Below are 21,789 nucleotides of genomic sequence, written 5' to 3'. Positions count from 1 at the left end.
GCCGATGTCGCTGGCCAATGCCAGTCACCGAGGGATTGGTACAGCACGCGTGTACCCCCGAATTTGAATATCCATACCTTTATGCAAACGCGCTGGACGCTCACTGCAAAGCTCGCCGTGTTTGCAGGCGTGTTTTTGGTGTTGTCATTGCTTTCGGTCGGCGCCACGTTGTGGGTCTCCTGGAATCTGGAGGGTGGTGCCGCCGCGGTGAATGAGGCTGGACGCCTTCGCATGATGAGTTATCGGCTTGCATTGACCGAGGTTGCTCCCGCGCACACAACCGTGGCGCAAGAGCTTGGACAGATGCAAGACAGCCTGGAATTGCTGCGCAGGGGTGACGAGACACGGCCGCTTTTTGTCCCTTGGGATCCCCAAATTCGCGCGCACTACGCCATCGTGCTGGCGGATTGGCAAGGTTTGCGTCCGCGTTGGCTCAATCCGGCAGCAAGCGGGCCCGTCACACGCACGGACCTGGACCGATTCGTCTCCAATGTCGACGCCTTCGTCATGTCGATTGAGCGCCGGCTCGATTTCTGGAGTGCGCTGCTGCACACAGCCCAGCTGGCGATGCTCGGACTGGTGGTCATCGGGACGATGTTTATGTTCTTTGCGGCTTATCTTCTGGTACTTGACCCAGTGGGGCGACTCAGCCGCGGTGCGGCTGCGCTCGAGCGCGGTGACTACAGTGCCCGCGTTACGGTCGAGACCACCGACGAACTCGGCGATCTTGCTCGCGGCTTCAACCGCATGGCCCAACAACTCCAGGCTGTTTATGAAGGCCTGGAAGAACGCGTGCGCCAAAAAACCGCAGATCTGCAAGCGGAGCAGCAAAGGCTTGCCGCGCTTTATGAGGTCAGTGCCATGGCTTCGCGCGCGCCAAGTCTGGACGCGTTGGCTGACTCGTTCACTCAGGCCGTGCAGCGCATCTCCGGTGCGGACGCCGCTGTTCTGCGCTGGACCGACGAGTCGGCTCAGCGCTACGTCCTGCTTGCAGCGGAGGGGGTCGCGCCGAAACTCATGGAAGATGAACGCTGCTTGATCCGTGGCTCCTGCTACTGTGGCCAGGCCGAGGCCGACGCCGGCCCCCAAGTTGTGCAGTTTCGCCGGCCGGGAGAAGCCGAAGGCGACCCCCACGGAGAAACAGCCTGCGTGCGCGCAGGCTTCAGTACGCTGGTCAGCATCCCTGTTTCAATCCAGCACCGCCTGCTCGGCGAGATCGACCTGCTTTATCGAAGGCCGCACCTAGCCGACCCTGCACAACATGCGCTGCTTGATGCCCTTGCGGGACATCTCGCTGCTGCCATGGAGAGTCTGCGCAGCGCAGCGTTGGAACGCGAAACCATGGTGTCGCGCGAGCGCGCCTTGCTTGCGCGTGAGCTGCATGACTCCATTGCACAGGCACTGGCGTTCATGAAAATCCAGCTTCAGCTGCTACGCACCGCACTCAAAGCAGGAAGCGCTCATCGAATCGACAAGGTGGTTGACGAACTCGACCTTGGTGTACGCGAAAGCCTGCTCGACGTTCGCGAACTGCTTTTGCATTTCCGCACCCGAACGCACGCTGAGGATATCGAACCCGTGTTGCGGAGCACGTTGCAGAAATTCGAACTTCAAAGCGGTGTCAAAGCGAACCTTCATTTCAATGGCCAGGGCAAACCGCTGGATCCCGATATTCAGGTGCAGGTTCTCCACGTCGTGCAAGAGGCCCTGTCGAACGTGCGAAAACACGCCCGGGCGCAATCCGTCAATGTGACCGTCAACAGCCTTCCGGACTGGCGCTTTGAGATTTCTGATGACGGAACCGGTTTCGACATATCGGAGTCCGCGGGAGATTCCGCGGCGCACATCGGGCAGCAAATCATGAAGGAGCGTGCCGCAAATATTGGGGCCACGCTGCATATCGAGTCTGCCCGCGGCCAGGGAACCCGCGTCGTCTTGAGTCTGCCGCCGACCTTGGCGCGCACCGCAATCCATGATCACGATACCGATACCGATGCCCAATCCTCCAATCCTGCCTGAGATTCGCCTGCTTCTGGTCGATGACCATGCCCTGTTCCGGCGTGGCTTGGCCGCGCTGTTTGCCGAGGATCCGCGGCTGCGCGTGGTGGGCGAGGCCGCTGACGCTGGGCAGGCGCAGCGCCTTGCCACGCAGCTGGCGCCCGACGTTGTGCTGCTCGACAACCATCTGCCCGGGGTGCGCGGCGTGGATGCGGTGGCAGGCTTGCGGCAGGCCGCGCCCGGGGCTCGCGTTTTGATGCTCACGGTGAGTGAGGACGCGGCTGACCTCGGCGCGGCACTGCGTGCTGGGGCCAGCGGATATCTCCTCAAGACCTGCGAGGCCAGCGAGCTCATCGCAGCGGTATACCGGGCGCAGAAGGGCGAACTCGTGATCGGTGCGGAAATGGCACCGAAAGTGGCCGAGGCATTTTCGGCATCATCCGAAGGCGGGGAGGGCTCGGCGATGGCCGGGCCCCTGAGTCCGCGCGAGCGTCAGATCGCAGCCGCTATTGCCCGTGGTGCGAGCAACAAACAGATTGCCCGGGAATTCGACATCGCCGAAACAACGGTCAAAGTGCATGTGCAAAGCATCCTGCGCAAGCTCGATCTCAGCTCACGGGTGCAAATCGCCGTCTATGCCAGCGGCCACGGTCCGGGCGCCTGACAGAGCTGGGCACCACAGCCGGCCTGGTTTGCCGGAGCATTCGACGTACGCCGATCGAACGATCCCTGCGGCGGCACGCTCGTTCCTTTGGATCCGACTCCTGGTCGATGGACGAATGGTCGGCGCGCACGACAGCGCCTAGATTGGTTGCGGGATAGTTCATTGCCGTCGCGTCTGCGGCCCCCTTCTCGAACGGGGGCCGCAGACGCGATCTCCAGAGGCTCGCCATGCAAACCACCTCATCCGCCTTCGATGCGCTCAAGGGTACCCCCCAACGATCACTGATCGGCGCGACCGTCGGATTTTTCATCGGCTTTGGTGCCGTCTCACTTTTCGGCCCGACGGCACTGACATTTATCAAACTCATGCACCTCGACCCCGGGCAAGTCGGCCTGTTGGTAGCCATGCCGATGCTGACCGGTTCGCTCCTTCGCATCCCGTTCGCAGCTTGGGTTGATCGCAATGGCGGCAAGCTGCCTTTCCTGATCCTGTTGGTTGCCTCGGTCATCGGCATCGCCGGGTTGTACTGGATGTTGCTGACCCTCTATCCGGACCACTTGACCCAGGCGGATTACCCGTGGCTACTGTTCTTCGGCGCGCTCGGCGGGTGTGGCATCGCCACCTTCTCTGTCGGAATTGGCCAGGTGTCGTACTGGTTCCCTCAGGCGCAACAGGGCAAGGCTTTGGCCTTCTACGCGGGATTCGGCAATACCTCACCTGGCTTGGTTGCCATCATCCTCCCGCTGATCATCGCAGTCGGAGGCCTTTGGGCGGGGTACCTCGTATCCCTTGTCATCGTGCTGAGCGGCATCGCTTTGTACGCCGTCCTCGGATTCAACGCGCCGTATTTTCAGCAGCTGCATCGCGGATCAACCCCAGATCAAGCCCGGGGGGTGGCGAAGAGTCAGGGACAGGAGCTCTTCCCGGCAACGAGCGTCTTGCGCACGCTCCTGGACTCGGCAGCGAGTTGGCGTACGTGGCCGCTCGTGGCGCTGTATTTCACATCCTTCGGTGGATTCCTCGCACTGACCGCGTGGCTACCAACTTTTTGGGGTTCTTTCTACAAGACCCCGCATTGGGTCGCACTCGGATTGACGGCGGGTTTCTCCCTGTATTCCTCACTGATTCGAGTACCCGGCGGCTCCTGGTCCGACAGATTCGGTGGGGAAAAGGTGGCACTCCTGGCCTATACAGCCCTACTGCTTGGAGCCGGTGTCATGACACTCTCGCAAGATTTTTGGCTGACTGTACTTGGTGAAGCGCTCGTGGCAACAGGAATGGGCGTGGCAAATGCGGCCGTGTTCAAACTCGTGCCCCACTATGTCCCGCACGCCGTCGGTGGCACGGCCGGGTGGGTCGGAGGCCTCGGCGCCTTGGGCGGGTTTGTGGTTCCACCAATACTGGGCCACATGGCGCAGGCAATGGGAACCATTGGTTATATCCGCGGCTATAGCGTGTACATCGGACTTGCGCTGCTGAGCATCGCATTGACCAGCCTGCTCTACGCCACGCGCACCGGTATCACGTTACGCGTCCCTCACGCGCCACGCCATGAGTCGCTGACATTGCCGTAAATTGCAGGAAGCGGCCATGCGGCGACTCTGGCTCGCCCGCCGCATCGCAGCCCTCAGCAACTCGGGGTTCGCCACCTCGGTTGGTGAGCTGGTACCGCCTGCGGCGCCTCTGCGGGTGACAGCAAGCGGGCGCGCTGCCCGCGGTGAGCGAGGGGCGGGTGACTTGGGGGGCTGCCGCCCAATTCGATCGATGCCATGGCTGTGCTGGCAAACATGGAATGCCAGACTCCGTTTGCCGCCCTGAACGGGACGCAATTGCAGAGCGAAGCTCGGGCGGCCGCCGCCCATCGGGTCGGGGCCGAGGGATCCTGACGCTTTGAACGCGCGTGTGCGTGCACACAAGGACTCCATCGCAGGTCGCAGGCTACTGCGGGGCTGCCGATCGGTAGTTCTTTCGAACGAGGCCCCATTCCCTCGCTCACTCATCTGGCGAATGTTCACGACACGCGCCCACGCCTAATCTCCACCCTGACGACGCAATCCAAATCCTGACTCAAACGGCCGTGTGGCCCCACCGTACGGGATCTGGCAAGACTTCAGTTGCTGACATTCCCCTTTTGGAAAATACGATGCGTTCCAACGATTCGACTGGCGTGGGCCGAATACTCAAGATCTGGACTCCAGAGGACAAGGCCTTCTGGGAGCGTGAGGGTCGCGCAATTGCCAATCAGAATCTTTGGCTCTCGATTCCAGCCTTGTTTCTCGCATTTGCAGTCTGGATGGTGTGGAGCGCAGTCGTCACAAAGCTGCCCAATGTGGGCTTCACGTACAGCACGAATGAACTCTTCTGGCTGGCTGCAATGCCGTCGTTGTCGGGCGCTACCCTCCGCATTTTTTATGCGTTCATCGTGCCGATCGTGGGCGGAAGGCGATGGACGGTGCTGTCAACGCTGTCCCTGGTGGTCCCCGCTATCGGCATCGGCTACGCCGTGCAGCACGTCGGCACCCCATACTGGGTCATGCTGTTTCTGGCTGCGCTGTGCGGATTCGGCGGTGGAAATTTCAGCTCGTCAATGGCGAACATCAGCTTTTTCTTTCCGAAGGAGCGCAAGGGCTCAGCGCTCGGGCTCAATGCAGGCCTTGGCAACCTTGGCGTTTCCGCCGTGCAGTTCATGGTTCCCCTGGTCGTCTCTGTGGGCATTTTTGGCTGGTTCGGCGGTGAGCCCCAAAGCGTGGCCCAAGCCAATGGGGTGGCCAAACACATTTGGCTGCAAAACGCCGGCTTCGTATGGGTCTTGCCCATCGTGCTCACGTCATTGCTGGCGCTGCTGTTGATGCATGACATCACGGATGCTCGGGCCTCATTTTCCGAACAGGCCGTGATTTTCAAGTCCAAGCACAACTGGATCATGTGCTGGCTCTACCTCGGCACCTTTGGCTCGTTTATCGGATTCTCCGCCGGGTTCCCACTGCTGATCAAGAGTCAGTTTCCCGGCGTTGACCCGTTGGCGTTCGCCTGGATGGGCCCATTTGTCGGCGCGCTCATCCGTCCCGTAGGCGGTTGGCTGGCTGACAAGATCGGCGGCGCACGCGTCACTTTCTGGAACTTCATCGCAATGACGCTCGGCGTGGTTGGCGTTCTTCAATTTCTCCCATTTGGCGCATCCAAGGGCAATCTGGTCGGCTTCTTTATCAGCTTCATGCTGCTCTTCGTCACCACGGGCATTGGCAACGGCTCCACGTTCCGCATGATCCCGGTGATCTTCATGGACGAGGCTTTGGACAATGCACGAAGCCAGGGCCCGGGCGCCGAAGCGGGCGCAGTCAAAGAAGGCAACAAACAGGCCGCTGCGGTCTTGGGTTTCACCGCCGCAATTGGTGCCTACGGCGGCTTTTTCATTCCAAAGAGCTATGGCACGTCCATTGCCATGACGGGCAGCCCGCATGCAGCGCTCGTTGGATTCATCGCGTTTTACCTGTCGTGCATCGTCGTGACTTGGTGGTTCTACGCGCGCAAAGGTGCCCGGCGCCCCTGCTAGATCCAAACGCTCCCGCCCAACATCACCCAGAAGAGGATTCTCCATGAGTCACTTTCTTGATCGGCTTACCCACTTCAGTCGACAACGCGACGCATTTGCCAATGGGCACGGCGAAGTCACCACGGAAGACCGTACGTGGGAAGACACTTACCGCGGGCGTTGGCAGCACGACAAGATCGTGCGTTCGACCCACGGCGTCAATTGCACGGGATCGTGCTCGTGGAAGATTTACGTCAAGGGCGGCATCATCACCTGGGAAACCCAGCAGACGGATTACCCGCGCACCCATCCAGACATGCCAAACCACGAGCCGCGCGGCTGCCAGAGGGGGGCATCAGCCAGCTGGTATCAGTATTCGGCCAACCGCGTGAAATACCCGATGGTGCGCGGCCGGTTGATGAAAATGTGGCGCGAAGCGCGCAAGACCCTGGATCCGGTCGAGGCTTGGGCGAGCATCGTGCAAGACCCTGTCAAGCGCAAGGAGTACCAGCAGCTGCGCGGCATGGGCGGCTTTATTCGCGCGCGCTGGGACGATGTCAACGAGATCATCGCCGCAGCAAACGCCTACACGGTCAAGACCTACGGGCCGGACCGCATCTTCGGCTTTTCGCCGATCCCGGCGATGTCCATGGTGTCGTTCGCTTCCGGCGCACGCTATATCAGCCTGCTTGGCGGCGTGATGGGCAGTTTTTACGACTGGTATTGCGACCTGCCGCCAGCCTCGCCGCAGACCTGGGGCGAACAAACGGATGTCCCCGAATCGGCCGAGTGGTTCAACGCCAATTACATCATGGCCTGGGGCTCGAACGTGCCGCAAACGCGCACACCGGATGCGCACTTCTATACCGAGGCGCGGTACCGTGGCGCCAAGACCGTCGCCGTATCGCCTGACTACTCCGAGGTCGCCAAGCTCAGTGACGAGTGGGTGCACCCCAAGCAGGGAACCGACGCTGCGATGGCCATGGCCATGGGACATGTCATCCTGCGCGAATTCCATTTCGGCGCCAACCCATCGGAATACTTTCTCGACTATTGCAGGCGCCTGACCGACATGCCCCTGCTTGTGCGCCTGGACGAACGCATGCTGCCCGACGGTCGAAAGGTCCTGACCGCAGGGCGCACGCTGCGGGCAAGCGATTTCCCTGACCTGCTCGGGCAGGAGACCAATCCCGAGTGGAAAACGGTGGCGTTCGACAGCAACGGCGACGTAGCACTGCCCCACGGCTCGATCGGGTTTCGCTGGCAGCCTCAGGGCCAGGCAGCGAGTCAGTGGAACTTGGAGCCGCGGGACGCCCGTAGCGGTGAACCCAAGGAGCTGGCGCTGAGCCTCATCGAGCACAAGGACGGGGCAGCCGACGTCGGGTTCCCATATTTCGGCGGTGTGCATGCTGAACACCACCCCGGCAACGTGCAAGACGACGTGCTGGTGCGCAAGGTTCCGTATCGATTCCTGAACTTGCGCGATGCGCAGGGCGACGAGGTTGCCGTCAAGGTCGCCACCGTGTATGACCTTCTGGCCGCGCATTACGGCATTGACCGCGGTCTTGGCGACGAACGGAATTCCTGCGCAAAGAGTTTCGCGGACGACGTCCCCTACACCCCAGCCTGGCAGGAAAAAATTACCGGGGTCCCTGCATCAGTCGTCGAGCGTATCGCCAGGGAGTTCGCAAGCAACGCGCACAAGACACATGGCACATCCATGGTCATCCTCGGGGCCGGCATCAACCATTGGTACCACGCCGACATGAATTACCGCGCCATCATCAATATGCTGATGATGAGCGGATGCATCGGCGTGCCCGGCGGTGGTTGGGCGCATTACGTGGGGCAAGAAGCGTTGCGCCCGCAAGCCGGATGGTCGGTGCTGACGTTTGCGCTGGACTGGGTCAAACCGCCTCGGCAGATGAATGCAACCAGCTTTTTCTATGCGCACACCGACCAGTGGCGCTATGAAAAACTGGGCGTCGACGAGATTCTCTCGCCGCTGGCCGATGCCAAGGCATTTGGTGGCAGCATGATTGACTACAACGTGCGCGCCGAGCGCATGGGGTGGCTGCCTTCGGCGCCACAGCTCCAGACCAACCCGCTGCATATTGCCCGTCATGCCGCCTCCATCGGTCTCTCCTCCCGGGATTATGTCGTCAAGGGGTTGAAGGACGGCACCCTTCAGATGAGTTGCGAGGACCCTGACAACCCAATCAACTGGCCTCGCAACATGTTTGTCTGGCGGTCCAATCTGCTGGGCGCCTCGGGCAAGGGCTCGGAGTACTTCCTTCGGCACCTCATCGGGACCAAACATGGCGTGCTCGGCAATGATCTGGGCCCGGATGACCCGCGCCCGGAACAGGTGACTTGGCACGATCAGGCACCTGAAGGCAAGCTCGATCTCCTCGTTACACTGGACTTTCGCATGAGCAGCACCGGTCTTTTTTCCGATGTGCTGCTTCCCGCTGCGACGTGGTACGAGAAAAACGATCTCAACACGACCGACATGCACACCTTCATTCATCCGCTGTCGGCAGCTGTGGACCCCACCTGGGAAGCGCGCTCGGACTGGGAGATCTTCAAAGGGATCGCGAAGAAATTCTCCGAGGTTTGCGTCGGCCACCTTGGCGTCGAGCACGATGTCGTCCTGACACCGCTCATGCACGACAGCGCCGCCGAGCTTGGGCAGGGTCTGGACGTACGCGAATGGAAACGCGACGAGGTCGAACTCATTCCTGGCAAGAGCGCGCCGAACATCACCGAAGTGCAGCGCGATTACCCGCATGTCTACAGTTTCTTCACTGCGCTCGGGCCGCTCATGGACAAGCCCGACGCCGGGCATGGACATGGCATTTCCTGGGACGCCCGTGAGGAAGTGCAAGCGCTGGGCAACCTCAACGGGTCAGTACGCGACCCAGGCCCGACTGAGGGTCGTCCGCAGATTCTCAGCGACATCGATGCGGCCGAAATGGTCATGATGCTTTCCCCAGAGACAAACGGGCAGGTGGCAACCAAGGCGTGGGCTGCCCTGTCGAAAAAGACGGGCCTTGATCTCAGCCACATGCCAGCTGGACGGGAGCAGGAAAAGATCCGCTATCGCGACCTTCAGGCGCAACCACGCCGCGTCATCAACTCGCCGACCTGGTCGGGCATCATTGACGAGAAGATTTGCTACAACGCCAGCTACACCAACGTCCACGAGAACATCCCTTGGCGTACGCTGACCGGGCGCCAACAGTTCTACCAGGATCACGCGTGGATGCGGGCCTTCGGCGAGGGATTCGCCCTGTATCGACCGCCTGTCAACCTCAAGGCGGTCGGCCCGGTGCTTGGCAAGTTTCACAACGGCAATCGGGAAATCGTGCTGAACTGGATTACGCCCCATCAAAAGTGGGGCATCCACAGCACCTATTCCGACGGCTTGATCATGCTCACCCTGAGCCGCGGCGGGCCTTGCGTCTGGATTTCTGAGGAGGACGCAAAAGTGGCAGGAATTTCGGACAACGACTGGATCGAAGTTTTCAACGCCAATGGCGCCATCGTCGCGCGCGCTGTCGTCAGCCAACGGGTGAAGCCGGGAATGGCGATGATGTACCACGCTCAGGAACGCACGGTCAACACCCCGGCATCACAAATCACCCAGGCAAGGGGCGGTGTGCACAACGCCGTCACACGCATCGTGCTCAAGCCCACGCACATGATCGGCGGCTATGCGCAATTGTCTTATGGGTTGAATTACTACGGGACGATCGGCGCCAACCGCGATGCGTTTTGCATCGTGCGCAAGATGGCCAAAGTGGACTGGCTCGACGAACCCACGGGCCCTGCCTACAGCCACGAGCGCCCGCACGTCCCAAACCCCACCGCCTGAACGCCAGCACCCTGGAGAAACACAATGAAAGTACGCGCACAGATCGGCATGGTGCTCAACCTTGACAAGTGCATAGGCTGCCACACCTGCTCGGTGACGTGCAAGCAGGTTTGGACATCGCGCCCCGGCGTCGAATACGCCTGGTTCAACAACGTCGAAACCAAGCCCGGCATCGGGTACCCCAAGGAATGGGAAAACCAGGACAAATGGAAGGGCGGCTGGGCGCGCACAGCGCAGGGCAAGCTGCAGCCGCGCCAGGGCTCGCGCCTGTCCATCCTGATGAAGATTTTCGCCAACCCCAACCTGCCGGAGATCGACGCCTATTACGAGCCGTTCACGTTCGACTACGAGCATCTGCACAAGGCGCCCGAACTCAAGGCTGCGCCCACCGCACGCCCACGCAGCCTGATCAGTGGTCAGCGCATGGACAAGATTGAATGGGGGCCGAACTGGGAAGAATTGCTGGGCGGCGAGTTTGCCAAGCGCAGTCACGACGCAAATTTCGAAGGCATGCAAAAGGAGATCTACGCGGAGTTCGAGAAGACCTTCATGATGTACCTGCCGCGGCTGTGCGAGCACTGCCTGAACCCGGCCTGTGTGGCATCGTGCCCGTCGGGCGCGATCTACAAGCGGGAGGAAGATGGCATCGTGCTCATTGACCAGGACAAGTGTCGGGGCTGGCGCATGTGCATTTCGGGTTGTCCCTACAAGAAGATCTACTACAACTGGGAATCGGGCAAGTCAGAGAAATGCATTTTTTGCTATCCGCGCATTGAAGCCGGACAGCCCACCGTATGCTCGGAGACGTGCGTCGGGCGCATTCGCTACCTGGGGGTCTTGTTATACGACGCCGACGGGATCGAACGGGCTGCCAGTGTCGCCAACGAGAAGGATCTGTACGAGGCACAACTCGGGGTGTTCCTCGATCCCCACGATCCGCAAATCGTTGCCCAGGCACGTCAAGATGGCGTACCAGAAGCCTGGTTGGAAGCCGCACGTCATTCGCCCGTCTACAAAATGGCAATGCAATGGAAGATCGCTCTTCCGCTTCATCCGGAATATCGAACGCTGCCCATGGTCTGGTACGTGCCACCGCTTTCGCCGATCCAGACGGCCGTGCAGAGCGGGTTGGTTGGGATCAAGGGTGAACTTCCCGACGTCTCGCAACTGCGCATTCCACTGCAGTATCTCGCCAACCTGCTGACCGCAGGCGACACCGCTCCAGTGCAGCGTGCGCTTGAGCGCATGTTGGCCATGCGCTCGTACATGCGAGGCAAGCATGTTGATGGACAGGCGAATGTGGCAGCCATTGAACAAGTCGGCATGCCGGCGGCGAGCGTGGAGGCGATGTATCGCATCCTCGCCATTGCGAATTACGAGGATCGTTTCGTGATTCCCACCACGCATCGCGAGTATGCCGAGAACGCGTTCGATCTGAAAGGGTCATGCGGCTTCACCTTCGGCAACGGTTGCTCGGATGGCGAATCGAAGACTTCCCTGTTCAGCGCAAAAAAGCGCCGCACAATCCCCATCAAGCCAGGAGCGTGATCATGGAAGATGTTTCGCGACAACTCAGGGCTTTGGGACTTTTGCTCGACTACCCCTGCGCCGATGTGCAGGCCCACTTGGCAGAACTCATGGATGTGCTCGGCCCGCTCAGTGTCGCTGCAACCGACGGGACGGAGCACGAGTCCCTACGAGCGCTGCTGAGCGAGATGGCGGGTACCGAGCTGCTGGATCTTCAAGCGCAGTTCGTGGATACCTTCGACCGGGGCCGCAGCACCTCGCTCAACCTGTTCGAGCAGGTCCACGGTGATTCGCGTGACCGTGGTCAGGCCATGGTCGATTTGCTCGCACAGTACCAAGCGGTTGGTCTGCGCTTGCAGGGTCGGGAATTGCCAGACTACCTTCCGATCTATCTTGAGTATGCCTCCGTCCTGCCACCAAGTGCTGCGCGGGAGGCGCTTCAGGAGGTGTTGCCCTTGTTGGCCAACTTGGCGTTCGCGCTCGGGCGCCGGGAATCACCATGGCTGGCCGCCGTGGCGGCGCTTTGCACGCTGGCCGGGGCCGCCAACTGGCGCACCGTGCTCGAGCAGGAGGGGGTGCAGCAGGAGAGGGGGGCGCACCCACAACCGCATGACGCAGCAGCCGGCGGCTTGCCGGCGGACTGGACGCCCGAGGGGCTTGACGCAGCATGGGCCGAGGAGCCTGTGAGCTTTCTTGGTGCGTGCAGCCCGAAACAGCCAGGTGTGTCTGCGCAACCCATGCAGTTCGTCGCACGTTCCACAAAACCCCATTCCAGCGGAGTCCGGCACCATGAACCTTAATGACTTCTTTTTCGGTGTCTATCCCTATATTGCAGGCACCGTCTTTCTGGTGGTCAGCCTGGTGCGCTTCGATCGCGACCAGTACCTCTGGCGTAGCGAATCGAGCCAAATGCTCAGGACCGGCACTTTGCGGTGGGGATCAAACCTTTTTCATGTGGGGATTATTGGGTTGTTCTTCGGGCACTTTTTCGGACTGCTGACGCCGCTGGCCGTGTTTGAAGCTCTGGGACTGCAGCCGCACGACAAACAGATCATCGCCATGGTGACCGGTGGAAGCCTTGGCCTGCTGATCCTCGCTGGACTGACGCTTCTGATTCTGCGCCGCCTGCGGGAGCCTCGCCTGATGGCAACCACGAAACCCATGGATTGGGTCACGCTGTTCTGGCTTTTGGCCACGCTTTTGCTGGGACTGTCCACGATCATCGAGTCGTCCCGCCACTTGGATGGTGTGGAGATGCTGGCACTTATGTCCTGGGCGAAACATGTTGTGACGTTTCAGGGCGTGGCAGCCGCGGGATTCATTGCGCAGGCTTCTTTCATTTTTAAGCTGCATATCTTTTTTGGGCTGACACTTTTCCTGCTTTTTCCCTTCACGCGCCTGGTCCACATCTGGAGTGGAATTGCCTCCATTGCGTATTTGCTTCGCCCTTGGCAATTGGTACGCACGCGGCGCGGATAAGACATGCCCACGAAGAGTCCAAACATGAAACCATCCGATCTGGAAAGTCTGCTGCGTGCGCGCGCCATGCAGCTCGGCCTGTCGAGCGCTTGCGACGATGATCTTTTCGAAGCCGTGCTCGAGCACGACGTGCAAATTCCCGAACCAAGCGACAGTGAATGCCGGCGCTATTACGCGCAACACGCCGATGCGCTGCGCCAGAACGATCTGGTCGAGGCCGATCACATCCTGTTTGCGCTGACGCCGGCTTGTCCCATTGAGGCTTTGCGCAAAAAGGCTGAGGACACGCTCAATGCATTAATTCTCCAGCCTGGTACGTTTGCCGATCTGGCACGCGCCCTGTCCAACTGCCCCTCGGCGCAGCTTGGCGGCAATTTGGGTCAACTCACCCGTGAGCAATGCGTACCCGAATTCTGGCGTGCAATCATGGACCATGGCCAACCCGGGCTGTTGCCGCATCTTGTGCGCACGCGCTTTGGCTTGCACATCGTGCGCGTCGCGCGCATCGCTCATGGCCCACTTCTTCCATTCAAGGCGCTGCGCGAGGACATCCGGCAAAGGCTGCGTGCGAAGGCGCTGGTGGCGGCGCTCCAGATTTATGCGGACGATCTGCAGCAGCAATCCGATCAAGGAATGGCGGACCATCCCGGTCACGACGCACCGGCCATTCTGGGCTAGTCATCGCGCGCTCATGGGGTGCGTGTGGTTTGGCCAGGTGGATGCGCGCTTGCACGTGGTAAGCCCATCGCAGCTGCATGGTCCGGTTTTTCTCCGAAGCAGAAGGTCGCAGTCGATGCCCGAGCAGCCAAAACCCTTATCCTCTGGGCCGAGTCCTGTCCATCCTGCCATTGAGGCCAGCGTGTACGCCGAATTCGCTGCAACATTGATCCAAACGCGGCAGCAGTTTGCGCCCAAGCGGCTGCATGAGCCCGGGCCGAACGATGCGCAAGTCCAGGCGATGTTTCGGGCGGCGGCAGCCGCGCCTGATCATCGCTGCATCTTGCCTTGGCGTTTCGTGGTCGTTTCCAAGGCAAGCCGCGCTGCCCTGGGCGACGCCTTCGCGACGGCCTTGCGCGATCGGGACCCCAAGGCCAGTGATCTCGAGCTTGCTGAGGCGCGGAATAAGGCCGAGCGCGCACCTTTTCTCGCTCTGGCCGTTGTACGCGAGGGGGATGACGAGCAGCCTGACGTTTCCGTGCAGGAACGGCTCATCTCGCTTGGTTGCGCGATCCAGAACATGCTGCTGAGCGCCCACGCCGAAGGGCTCGGCAGTGGCCTTGTCAGCGGGCAAGCGCTGCAAACACCCTGCCTACGGCAGTTCTTCAAGCTTGGGGAGTCCGAACGGGCTGTGTGCTTTATAGCGGTGGGCACGGTGCAAAAGCCAAAGCCCATCCGGCAACGCCCCGATCCAACGGCTTTCGTCACACAGGTTTAAGTCGGGCGCCTCGCCCTTTGGACACCACGCAGGGGCAGGCCGCGCGTGCAACAGCGCTGCAATACGCCGATCGGCAACGCGCGCCACAGCAGAAGGGGAAAAGCGTTCCCATCAGCCGTGGAGCTCGAGGAACAGTCCTTTTTCTTCCCGCTCGAAATGATGCTCGAGCACGTGCTTGAAAGGCATGTGCGCATCAATGAGCATTAACCGCGTGCTCGCATCGGATACCTGAGCGGGGAGTGGCGCCAAGGCTGTGCGCAGCTCGGCAAGCATTGCCCCGAGTTTGCTGTGTTCGGCGAGATACACCTTGGCGGGCCAACGCGCGAGCGGGGGAAGGCGCGGAATCAGCTCCGCCTCCTCATGCGCGATGTGATCCTGCTGCAGCAGATGCAAGCGATCGAGCAAATTGCGCGCAGCCCCAATGTCACCGGTGAGTAATGCCAGTCGCTCCTGCTGCAGCACATCCAACATCTCCCTGTGCTGGCCTTCGAGGTCCGGGGTCGTCTTCATCCGACTCGACTTGCCTGTTGATCAAGTCCATCGATGGCGTGGATCCCGCGCCGCTCTCGCATCGAGCGCCCGACGTGATCGAGTTCCAGCTCACTCAATATGCGTTTTGCGAGCGGCAGCAATTCGCTTTCCTCGCATGCGATATGCCTCTCGTAAAGCTGGACGAAGGCTTCCACGCTCAAGGCCTCCAGGCTCGATGAAGCGCCGGCCGCGATTGGATCAAGGTTCGCCCGCAATCGCTGCCATCTCTGATGAACTCTCCCGCCGCTAAACGCATGGCGTTGTAGCGGCGGGAGAGTTCATATGTCGCTTAGTCATGCCCATGCGGGAACACCAGATAGGCCTCGCTGCCATCGCGCACCAGACGGCAGCGCGCCCCGTGCGGCAAGGTAAGCTTCGTTCGGACGTGCCCAAAGGGCAACCCGGTGACCACCGGCACGCCAGACTCCTTGAGCTGCGAGCGCAGCCAAGCCACTGCGCTTGCGAGGTCAAAGCCGGCGTCATGGGCGCTCAGCCGATAGTCCGTGAACGCTCCGAGGACGACTGCCTTCTGGCGTTGCAACACGCCCGCTAGGAGGAGCTGGGCGAACATGCGTTCGACGCGATACGGCTGCTCAGCCACGTCCTCCAAAAACAACACGCCGCGCGCCTTGGGCAGGTAGGGCGTACCGATGAGGCCGGTGACCAGACTGAGGTTGCCACCCCACAGCACGCCTGCGCGATCAAGCCCGCGTGGTGCGTCGTCGCAGGCAAAGCCGATGGCCTCCTGGCTGCCGTCCAACGCGTCGAGAAAGCTATCCACCGTGATGTCGTCGAGCTTTTCGGCGCCAAAGTCATAAGCCGCCATGGGTCCGCTGTAGGTCACAGCTCCTGTCTGCGCCAGCACGGCAAGCTGCAGGGCGCTGAAATCGCTATGGCCCACCCAGAACTGTCGCCGCTGGTTGATGCCGTCGCGCAGCAACGCATAGTCGAGCTTGTGAAGAATGCGCGACAGACCATAGCCCCCTCGGGTCGCCATCACAACACGCGCCGTGCCGCGCGCTGCCCGGTGCAGGGCTTGCACGCGCTGGGTGTCGGTGCCGGAAAAGCGTTGCACGCGGCTCAGCGCGTTGGAGTCGAGCTGGACGCGAAAGCCAAGCTCCTGGAGGCGCTCTTGCGCGCGATGGACGCGATCCGGCTCGGGTACGGCACCCGAGGGCGAGATCAGGCGCAGCAGGCCACGAGAGCCGGCTTTGATCGGGGGCGGACGGTCTGTCATGGGTCGTTGGACGTGAAGGTCAGGCGAAGCGGTAAATTGAATGACTGCAGGATGCCGCGGGCGTCTTGCGACGACGCACGCGCTCAATTGGAGCCGGGCTCCTCGGGTTCGTCCAGATGCTTTACCTCAATGCCCGTGGCAGGATTGGCCCCAGCATCAGGGTCGGCGCGCACCGGCTCTTCAGGTCGCGTCTGGCGCCTACGCTCCCGAAAGAAATCCTGCAGCAGTCGACTGCAGGCTTGGGCATCGACGTTGCCGAGCACGGCGCAGTGGTGGTTCAGGCGTGTTTCCGAGAACAGATCAAGCACGCTGCCGGCAGCACCCGTCTTGGGGTCCCGCGCGCCGAACACGACGCGATCCAGGCGGGCGTGCATCATGGCCATCGCGCACATCGCACAAGGCTCCAAGGTCACGTACAGGGTGCAGCCGGGAAGCCGGTAGTTGTCCAGCAGGCTGGCAGCCTGTCGAAGCGCGATGATTTCAGCATGGGCCGTGGGGTCGCTATCGCCGATCGGGCGGTTGAAGCCAGTGGCGATGACCTTGCCTTCACGCACGATGACGGCGCCAACGGGCACCTCGCCAAGAAGCCAGGCATTGTGTGCCTGGTCAAGCGCCAAGCGCATGAAGGCCAGATCGGCTGCGTCGGGTTGGGCGGGCATGCGGTCCGGATGCACGGGTCGCTCAAGGCGCATTGCTGCCAGCTGAACCGGGGCGCGAGGCGCGCATGGCCTGGTCAAGCTGTTGCTTGTATTGCTGCGGGGAGATCAAGCCTGTTGCGTCAGAAGCCGCGCTCGATCCTGCTTCCGAGGGCTTTCGCAAACCCTGCAGTTGATTGCGGGAAAGCAACATCAGCAACACGAAGGCGACGAGAAGGGCCAGCACGCTGAAGAGCAGTTTCATGGTCATCGTGTTGAGCAGCAAAGGAACAAAGCATACCGTTCCCGGAGCTTGCCGAGACAGATCATGCTCATCGCGGTGCGCGCATCAAGCGTTTGAGAGCCGTTCGGACCCCAAGGCCCGGCGTCCAGCGCCTGAGCCGGATCGCCCAATGAACTCTCCCGCCGCTAAACGCATGGCGTTGTAGCGGGGGTTTCGCGGGTCACAGACCTGGACTTGCCACGTTGCCGTGGCAGAGGTTTGGGTCTCGCCGCCACGCCCGTCCCAGGCGTGTCCTGCGTGTTGTGCGCGTCGATGAGAACCACCATTGCGCTGTTGCGGTCGCGCGGGGCCGTGTGCCCGCACTGCGGGCACACATGCACACGCTGCGCCAACGTCTTGGGAACAAGTTCCCAGCACGCCGCGCAGCGTTGCGACGGTTTGAGCTGGCGCGTGTTGGCGTGTTGCTCAGGTGCAGGCGCGTACCAGCTTCTTCCGCTTTGTACGCCAGCATCGGATGCACCATGCCGAACCCTGCCGAGAGGATCTCCCGGTTGAGTCCGGCCTTTTGCCGCACGCGACGGCCCGGTGCATCCACCGTGCCCTTCGCGCTGCGGCTCATGGTCTTCGGAGCCAGTTGCTCAGTCGCCAGGACGGCGCATTGCCGCACCAGCTTGGTTGTTTCCTTGTTCACGAAGTCCCGGCGCAGGTTGCCGATGCGATCGTGCAGTTGTGCAATGCGACGCCCGAGCCGTTTGAAGCGCAACGATCCCTTCTTCTTCCTGGCGCGCTGCCGCTGCAGCGCGGCAAGGCGCGGCAGTTCCTCGCGCAGCCAGCGCGGGTTCGCGATGGGCGGACCCTCGTCGAACGTCGCCCAGTCGTTGATCCCGAAATCCACGCCGCGTCGAAAATCAGCGGTGCGCTCACGCGCACAGGCCGCATCGGGCACGCGCAGCGTCACCGACACGAACCACCCACCACCTTTGCGCGTGAGGGTGATGTCGTTGGGTTTTGCCTGATCGCCGAAGCGGTGACGGCCGCGCGCCCGAATGGACATCGCAGCCTCGCCGCTTCCCAAGCGCAGCGTGGCACCACGGCCGCCGTGCTGCATGCGCTTCCAGCCAGCCGGGTCGGGTTAGGCAAAGCCCGCGAACCGCTTGGCGGCCTTGAACCGCGGGAATCCGGGCGTTTGACCAGCTTTGACCCGGCGAAAGAACGACTGGAAGGCGAGATCCAGACGCCGCAGCGTCTGCTGCAAGGCATGGCTGCCGAGTTCGTTGAGCTCAGGCCGATCGGCCTTGATCTGTGGCAGGACGTTCTGCCGCTCGTCGTAAGAGATGGACTTCCTGGCCTTGCGCCACGCGTCGATGCGCTCTTCCAGTGCCGCGTTGTACAACTCGCAGTGCAGCCGCGTCCACGCCTCAAGCCGCGCAGCTTGCGCGGCATTGGGATACAGCTTGAGCGTGACTTTGCGCCGTTGCATGCTGGTATTTTATCCAGCCTCGCGAGGAACAACAAGCGAAAACCGCCCGCTTGACCCCCTCCTGCCCGGTCGGCTTCGCCTGAGCGACGCTGTGCGTCGGGCCGGGCGAGGAAGGGGAATGCGCGGGCATATGTTCAGGCGGCGCTCATGACCACCACGATTTTGCCCATCGCCTCGCGCCGACTGAGTTTTGTGATCGCCTGCGCGGCCTGATCCAAGGCAACACGTTCGGTAATGGCCGGGCGCACGCGGGCGGCCCCGAACCAGTCCAGAAGTTGCCCCACATTGGCGGCATGTTGGGCTGGGCTGCGCTGAATCGCCTCACCCCAGTACACCCCCAGGATCTGGCGCTCGCTGAGCAATGCCAGGTTGAGGGGAATGCGAGGAATGTCGCCGCTGGCGAAACCCACAACAAGGAAGCGACCACGCCACGCGGTGGCGCGTAACGCCGCCTCCGAGTAGGCGCCGCCCACCGGGTCGAGCACCACGTCTGCACCACGGCCGTCGGTGAATTCCAGTAGCCGTTTGCGCAAGTCCTCGCTGGCGTAATTGACAAGCACATCGGCGCCGTGCTCACGGGCAAGGCCGAGCTTGGTGTCGTCCGAGGCGGCCGCGATGACCCTTGCACCCATCGCCTTGGCCACGTCGACTGCGGCCAGGCCAACGCCACCTGCAGCTCCCAGCACCGCAACGCTCTCTCCGCTTTGCAATTGCGCCACGTCCTTCAGTGCGTGGATGGCCGTGCCATACGTCAGCATGAAGGCAGCGCCCTGCTCGAAATCCATGCCCTTGGGCAAGGGCATGATGCGCCGGGCATCGACCGCACAGCGCTCAGCCAACCCGCCGTGCCCCGCGAACGCGATCACGGCGTCGCCTGCTGCATACCCCGCCACGCCTTCGCCAACTTGCGTGATGGTGCCCGCGAACTCGGCCCCGGGTGAAAAGGGCAGGGGCGGCTTTACCTGATAGAGGCCCTGGACGATGAGCCCATCGGGGAAATTCAGCGCACAGGCCTTCACGTTCACCACGACCTGTCCCGCACCGGCAACCGGATCGGGGACGCTCTCGACACGCAAATCCGCAATGGGCCCATAGGCCTTGCACATCAGTGCTTTCATCGGGATCCCTCCGAGGCGGGCGGCGCCAAAGGCGTGGGATTGCGTCCCTGCACGATATCCTGACAGCGCAACTCCACAGCCTGCAAGATCTTGCGATGCGGAACGATATAGAACGTCCCCTGCTCGACGGCAGCAAAGGTCATGCGCGCAATGTCGTCCGCCGTCAGTCGCCCGGATTGCACGGCCTGCGCCATGCGCGCCGCATAAGCGGCCGATTGCGGCGAGATTTCGGCTTCGACACCGTAGCGCGGAGGTCGGTGGCGAGCGCTTTGGTGGATCCCTGTGGGCACCCAGGCGGGACAAAGAACCGAAACCTTCACGCGCGACTGCTGCTCGGCAAGCTCCGCATACAGGGTCTCGGACAGGGTCACGACCCCGTGCTTGCTAACGTTGTAGGCTGCCATGCCGGGACTGGATATCAAACCCGCGGCCGAGGCCGTATTGACGACATGGCTGTCCTGGGCCTGCTGCTGCATGCGCGGCACGAAATGTCGGATTGCATGCACCACGCTCATCAGATTCACGCCGAGCACCCAATCCCAATCCGCTGTGCTGTGCTCAGTGACGAGGCGGCTGTAGCCCACCCCCGCGTTGTTGCACAGCAGGTGCACCGCACCAAAGCGGGCAAAGCTGGCTGCGGCGAGTGCGGCGACTTCAGCCTCGCGGCTGACATCTGTGATCTGCAACAGAACACGCGCATCCGGCAAGTTCAGGGAAACGGCAGCGTGCTGCAGCTTGTCCGCGTCAAGGTCGGCCAGGACCAGGTTCATGCCTCGGCTGGCCGCCTGCTTCGCAAGAGCCAGACCAATGCCACTTGCGGCGCCCGTGATCACGGCAGTTCTATTGTCGAAATTTTGCATGGGAAGTTCCGAAGGGGGACCGAAGGCGCGCTGCTCAGGATGCCTCGAAGACAATCACGCCACGTGCGTTGCGCCCGGCCTGCATGTCGGCAAATGCAAGAGCGGCCTCCTCAATGCCATAGCGCCGTGTGATGAGTTCGTCGATCTTGAGGACACCGCGCCGATACAGTGCAATGAGGCGCGGAAAATCCTGCCGGGGCCGTGCCGAGCCGTAATAGCTGCCGGTCAACGTTTTTTCCTCAAAGGTCAGGCTCGCCGTGCGCACGGAGGTGGTGTCGCTTTGTGCGGCGACTCCGACCACCACGGCCGTGCCGCCCTTGCGCACACAGCCGTAAGCCTGGGCGACGAGTTGGCCCGAGCCGACACATTCAAACGCGTAATCAACCCCGCCATCCGTCGCACGTTTGACAGCCTTGACCACCTGTGGCTCGCGGCTCGCGTCAATCGTGTGGGTGGCGCCGAACAGGCGGGCAAAATCAAGCTTGTGCGCCACAGTATCCACGGCCACAATCGTTGTCGCTCCTGCGATGGCGCAGCCCTGGATCGCACTCAGCCCCACGCCACCGCAGCCGAATATGGCAACGGTCGAGCCTGGTTGCACACGCGCGGTATTGACGGCTGCACCCACGCCCGTCATCACCCCACAGGCAATCAGGCAGGCGGGCTCCAGGGGCATCGCAGGGTCGATCTTCACCACGTTGTCCACGTGCAAAGTGGCGTACTCGGCCATGACGCCGCAGCCGGAAAACACGCTTAGCGGCTGCCCGGAGGCATCAAACGTGCGCACCGTGCCGTCAGGCAGCGTGCTCAGTGCGCGCGCGGCCTGGTCGCATAGCTGCGGGCGCCCTGTCTGGCAGTAGCGGCAGTGCCCGCACATGCTTACAAAGGAACTCACGACATGGTCGCCAACGGCCAGTTCGCGCACGCCGTCACCCACCTCGACGACAACGCCCGCACCCTCGTGCCCAAGCACCAGGGGAGGCGCCATCCCAATGGTGCCGTTGGTGGCCGACAAGTCGCTGTGGCACACGCCGCACGCGGCAACGCGGATTGTGACTTCGTTTTGGCGCGGCGGGTCGACGCGGATTGTCTCGACCTCGAATGGGCGATCCAGTCCGCGACAGACCACGGCGCGGGCGCTGCGTGCAGGCATGATGATTCTCCGAACAGTT

20 protein-coding genes and 1 pseudogene are annotated in these 21,789 nt (G+C 61.9%); 10 read left to right on the top strand and 11 right to left on the bottom strand.

Annotated elements, in window-relative coordinates:
- Positions 1-81: 81 nt before the first annotated feature.
- The 10 genes from CD04_RS0103785 to CD04_RS0103740 all read left to right on the top strand — a co-directional run bounded on the left by CD04_RS0103785 (position 82) and on the right by CD04_RS0103740 (position 14,512).
- Entirely contained in the window at positions 82-2,019 is a 1,938-nt protein-coding gene (locus CD04_RS0103785; protein ID WP_031404461.1) for a type IV pili methyl-accepting chemotaxis transducer N-terminal domain-containing protein, read from the top strand.
- Positions 1,994-2,662: a response regulator gene (locus CD04_RS0103780; protein ID WP_031404460.1), complete on the top strand. Its 669-nt coding sequence runs from the start codon at positions 1,994-1,996 to the stop codon at positions 2,660-2,662. Before CD04_RS0103785 ends, CD04_RS0103780 begins: the two co-directional genes overlap by 26 nt.
- A gap of 227 nt (positions 2,663-2,889) precedes the next feature.
- On the top strand, positions 2,890-4,236 hold the full coding sequence (locus CD04_RS0103775) for a nitrate/nitrite transporter (RefSeq protein WP_051848912.1): 1,347 nt from the start codon (positions 2,890-2,892) through the stop codon (positions 4,234-4,236).
- Positions 4,237-4,805: 569 nt separating this feature from the next.
- A complete protein-coding gene (locus CD04_RS0103770) occupies positions 4,806-6,215 on the top strand; it encodes a NarK family nitrate/nitrite MFS transporter (protein ID WP_031404458.1) in 1,410 nt (469 codons plus the stop codon).
- Positions 6,216-6,258: 43 nt separating this feature from the next.
- On the top strand, positions 6,259-10,071 hold the full coding sequence (locus CD04_RS0103765) for a nitrate reductase subunit alpha (RefSeq protein ID WP_031404457.1): 3,813 nt from the start codon (positions 6,259-6,261) through the stop codon (positions 10,069-10,071).
- A gap of 24 nt (positions 10,072-10,095) precedes the next feature.
- Positions 10,096-11,619 carry a nitrate reductase subunit beta gene (narH, locus tag CD04_RS0103760; protein ID WP_031404456.1) on the top strand — a complete coding sequence of 508 codons (1,524 nt, stop codon included), beginning with the start codon at positions 10,096-10,098 and terminating at the stop codon, positions 11,617-11,619.
- A gap of 2 nt (positions 11,620-11,621) precedes the next feature.
- Positions 11,622-12,398, top strand: a complete 777-nt coding sequence (narJ, locus tag CD04_RS0103755) for a nitrate reductase molybdenum cofactor assembly chaperone (protein ID WP_031404455.1) — start codon at positions 11,622-11,624, stop codon at positions 12,396-12,398.
- Entirely contained in the window at positions 12,388-13,077 is a 690-nt protein-coding gene (gene narI, locus CD04_RS0103750; RefSeq protein WP_031404454.1) for a respiratory nitrate reductase subunit gamma, read from the top strand. Before narJ ends, narI begins: the two co-directional genes overlap by 11 nt.
- 24 nt (positions 13,078-13,101) lie before the next feature.
- Positions 13,102-13,755, top strand: a complete 654-nt coding sequence (locus CD04_RS21380; protein ID WP_231480459.1) for a peptidylprolyl isomerase — start codon at positions 13,102-13,104, stop codon at positions 13,753-13,755.
- Between the two features lie 181 nt (positions 13,756-13,936).
- Positions 13,937-14,512, top strand: coding sequence for a nitroreductase family protein (locus CD04_RS0103740; RefSeq protein WP_031404452.1), 576 nt, complete (start codon positions 13,937-13,939; stop codon positions 14,510-14,512).
- Between the two features lie 111 nt (positions 14,513-14,623).
- Here the strand turns inward: CD04_RS0103740 and CD04_RS0103735 are convergent, their stop codons facing one another.
- The 11 genes and pseudogenes from CD04_RS0103735 to CD04_RS0103690 form a co-directional block, all read right to left on the bottom strand.
- On the bottom strand, positions 14,624-15,022 hold the full coding sequence (locus tag CD04_RS0103735) for a hemerythrin domain-containing protein (protein WP_031404451.1): 399 nt from the start codon (positions 15,020-15,022) through the stop codon (positions 14,624-14,626).
- On the bottom strand, positions 15,019-15,198 hold the full coding sequence (locus CD04_RS21375) for a hypothetical protein (RefSeq protein WP_156030076.1): 180 nt from the start codon (positions 15,196-15,198) through the stop codon (positions 15,019-15,021). Before CD04_RS21375 ends, CD04_RS0103735 begins: the two co-directional genes overlap by 4 nt.
- Positions 15,199-15,332: 134 nt before the next feature.
- Positions 15,333-16,280: an LD-carboxypeptidase gene (locus CD04_RS0103725; RefSeq protein ID WP_031404449.1), complete on the bottom strand. Its 948-nt coding sequence runs from the start codon at positions 16,278-16,280 to the stop codon at positions 15,333-15,335.
- An 83-nt stretch (positions 16,281-16,363) separates the two neighbouring features.
- Complete coding sequence (tadA, locus tag CD04_RS0103720) at positions 16,364-16,939, bottom strand: tRNA adenosine(34) deaminase TadA (RefSeq protein ID WP_031404448.1); 576 nt, start codon at positions 16,937-16,939, stop codon at positions 16,364-16,366.
- Between the two features lie 22 nt (positions 16,940-16,961).
- Positions 16,962-17,180, bottom strand: coding sequence for a hypothetical protein (locus CD04_RS0103715; protein WP_156030074.1), 219 nt, complete (start codon positions 17,178-17,180; stop codon positions 16,962-16,964).
- 164 nt (positions 17,181-17,344) lie between these two features.
- Positions 17,345-17,539, bottom strand: a complete 195-nt coding sequence (locus CD04_RS24390; RefSeq protein ID WP_231480458.1) for a transposase — start codon at positions 17,537-17,539, stop codon at positions 17,345-17,347.
- A gap of 140 nt (positions 17,540-17,679) precedes the next feature.
- A pseudogene (locus CD04_RS24385) lies at positions 17,680-18,213 on the bottom strand (RNA-guided endonuclease InsQ/TnpB family protein); the annotation flags it as partial.
- A gap of 78 nt (positions 18,214-18,291) precedes the next feature.
- The gene (locus tag CD04_RS24380) at positions 18,292-18,639 is read right to left on the bottom strand and encodes a transposase (protein ID WP_031404445.1); all 348 of its coding nucleotides are present in this window, start codon (positions 18,637-18,639) and stop codon (positions 18,292-18,294) included.
- Between the two features lie 134 nt (positions 18,640-18,773).
- Positions 18,774-19,757, bottom strand: coding sequence for an NADPH:quinone oxidoreductase family protein (locus CD04_RS0103700; RefSeq protein ID WP_031404444.1), 984 nt, complete (start codon positions 19,755-19,757; stop codon positions 18,774-18,776).
- Positions 19,754-20,617: an SDR family NAD(P)-dependent oxidoreductase gene (locus CD04_RS0103695; protein WP_031404443.1), complete on the bottom strand. Its 864-nt coding sequence runs from the start codon at positions 20,615-20,617 to the stop codon at positions 19,754-19,756. Before CD04_RS0103695 ends, CD04_RS0103700 begins: the two co-directional genes overlap by 4 nt.
- A 34-nt stretch (positions 20,618-20,651) precedes the next feature.
- On the bottom strand, positions 20,652-21,770 hold the full coding sequence (locus CD04_RS0103690; RefSeq protein ID WP_031404442.1) for a zinc-binding dehydrogenase: 1,119 nt from the start codon (positions 21,768-21,770) through the stop codon (positions 20,652-20,654).
- Positions 21,771-21,789 lie beyond the last annotated feature (19 nt).

The organism is Thiomonas sp. FB-Cd, assembly GCF_000733775.1.
GTDB lineage: Bacteria > Pseudomonadota > Gammaproteobacteria > Burkholderiales > Burkholderiaceae_C > Thiomonas_A.
This window is presented reverse-complemented; position numbering and strand designations above follow the sequence as displayed.

Bases quoted from the DNA above. Each gene is read 5' to 3' on its own strand.
- CD04_RS0103785 (WP_031404461.1), top strand. From the start codon at position 82: ATGCAAACGCGCTGGACGCTCACTGCAAAGCTCGCCGTGTTTGCAGGC.
- CD04_RS0103780 (WP_031404460.1), top strand. From the start codon at position 1,994: ATGCCCAATCCTCCAATCCTGCCTGAGATTCGCCTGCTTCTGGTCGAT.
- CD04_RS0103775 (WP_051848912.1), top strand. From the start codon at position 2,890: ATGCAAACCACCTCATCCGCCTTCGATGCGCTCAAGGGTACCCCCCAA.
- CD04_RS0103770 (WP_031404458.1), top strand. From the start codon at position 4,806: ATGCGTTCCAACGATTCGACTGGCGTGGGCCGAATACTCAAGATCTGG.
- CD04_RS0103765 (WP_031404457.1), top strand. From the start codon at position 6,259: ATGAGTCACTTTCTTGATCGGCTTACCCACTTCAGTCGACAACGCGAC.
- narH (WP_031404456.1), top strand. From the start codon at position 10,096: ATGAAAGTACGCGCACAGATCGGCATGGTGCTCAACCTTGACAAGTGC.
- narJ (WP_031404455.1), top strand. From the start codon at position 11,622: ATGGAAGATGTTTCGCGACAACTCAGGGCTTTGGGACTTTTGCTCGAC.
- narI (WP_031404454.1), top strand. From the start codon at position 12,388: ATGAACCTTAATGACTTCTTTTTCGGTGTCTATCCCTATATTGCAGGC.
- CD04_RS21380 (WP_231480459.1), top strand. From the start codon at position 13,102: ATGAAACCATCCGATCTGGAAAGTCTGCTGCGTGCGCGCGCCATGCAG.
- CD04_RS0103735 (WP_031404451.1), bottom strand. From the start codon at position 15,022: ATGAAGACGACCCCGGACCTCGAAGGCCAGCACAGGGAGATGTTGGAT.
- CD04_RS0103725 (WP_031404449.1), bottom strand. From the start codon at position 16,280: ATGACAGACCGTCCGCCCCCGATCAAAGCCGGCTCTCGTGGCCTGCTG.
- tadA (WP_031404448.1), bottom strand. From the start codon at position 16,939: ATGCCCGCCCAACCCGACGCAGCCGATCTGGCCTTCATGCGCTTGGCG.
- CD04_RS0103715 (WP_156030074.1), bottom strand. From the start codon at position 17,180: ATGAAACTGCTCTTCAGCGTGCTGGCCCTTCTCGTCGCCTTCGTGTTG.
- CD04_RS24380 (WP_031404445.1), bottom strand. From the start codon at position 18,639: ATGCAACGGCGCAAAGTCACGCTCAAGCTGTATCCCAATGCCGCGCAA.
- CD04_RS0103700 (WP_031404444.1), bottom strand. From the start codon at position 19,757: ATGAAAGCACTGATGTGCAAGGCCTATGGGCCCATTGCGGATTTGCGT.
- CD04_RS0103695 (WP_031404443.1), bottom strand. From the start codon at position 20,617: ATGCAAAATTTCGACAATAGAACTGCCGTGATCACGGGCGCCGCAAGT.
- CD04_RS0103690 (WP_031404442.1), bottom strand. From the start codon at position 21,770: ATGCCTGCACGCAGCGCCCGCGCCGTGGTCTGTCGCGGACTGGATCGC.